Source organism: Ruegeria sp. AL12 (assembly GCF_056540885.1).
On sequence record NZ_JBQFXN010000089.1, the window covers coordinates 1 to 855 of the forward strand.

2 protein-coding genes are annotated in these 855 nt (G+C 60.9%); both read right to left on the reverse strand.

Going from position 1 to position 855, the window contains the following annotated elements:
• On the reverse strand, positions 1-357 hold a 357-nt coding region (locus ACR0C6_RS21540; protein WP_480621160.1), incomplete at its 3' end, for a hypothetical protein.
• A partial coding sequence (locus tag ACR0C6_RS21545; RefSeq protein ID WP_480621162.1) for an arginase family protein occupies positions 347-855 on the reverse strand: 509 nt, incomplete at its 5' end. The genes ACR0C6_RS21540 and ACR0C6_RS21545, both read right to left, overlap by 11 nt.

Sequence of the window (855 nt, forward strand, 5' to 3'; positions counted from 1 at the left end):
CTCCTGCACCATCTGACCGGGAAAGGGCAGATAGCTCAGCTCGCGCGAGCCGAATGAAGGTGAGGCGGTGCCTACCTGCCATTCGGTCTTCAGTTCGATGTCGATCAGTTTCAGCGCCTTGGCTCCGTCCTTGGACGGGCGTTCAAAGGGGACACCGGCCAGTTTCAGATAGCTGGTCTTGTCACCGGCCTGCAGGAAACCGTCGATGAATTGCGTGGCCAGAACCTGCAGGTCCGCTGCCTCATCCTCGTGATGCATGTGGCTGTGCAGGTGGTCGCCATGGGCGTGGTTGTGGCCATGCCCGTGATGGGCATGGTCATGACCGTGGTGGTGATGGTGCGGGTGATCATGTGGCATTCGACCACCTCCGCCCCTCGAATTCGCCGTGTGGGATGGCGACGGGTTTGTCGATGAACTTCTTATGCGCGCCCATCTTGCCGTTCGACACCAGCGCGCCCAACACATCCACGATCACGCGGGTGCCCATCAGGGCGGTGATATCGGATGTGTCGTAAGGCGGCGAGACCTCGACCAGTTCCATGCCACAGATGCCTTCGGCAGCGATGCCCGAGGCCAGCGCCAGCGCTTCGCGCGGAAGGAATCCGCCGGGTTCGGGCCAACCGGTGCCCGGGACAAAGCCGCAGTCGATACTGTCTATATCGAAGGACATGTAAACCATATCGACACCGTCCCACGCCATCTCAAGCGCCATCTCGATGGTCTTGTCGACGCCCATCTTCTCCATATCGCCCATAGTGATGATGTTGGTCTCGCGTTCGCGGGTGACCTTGACGGCCTCACGCGGGACTTGCCAGCCGCCGATGCCGATCTGCACAAGGTTCTTGGCCGGCACAT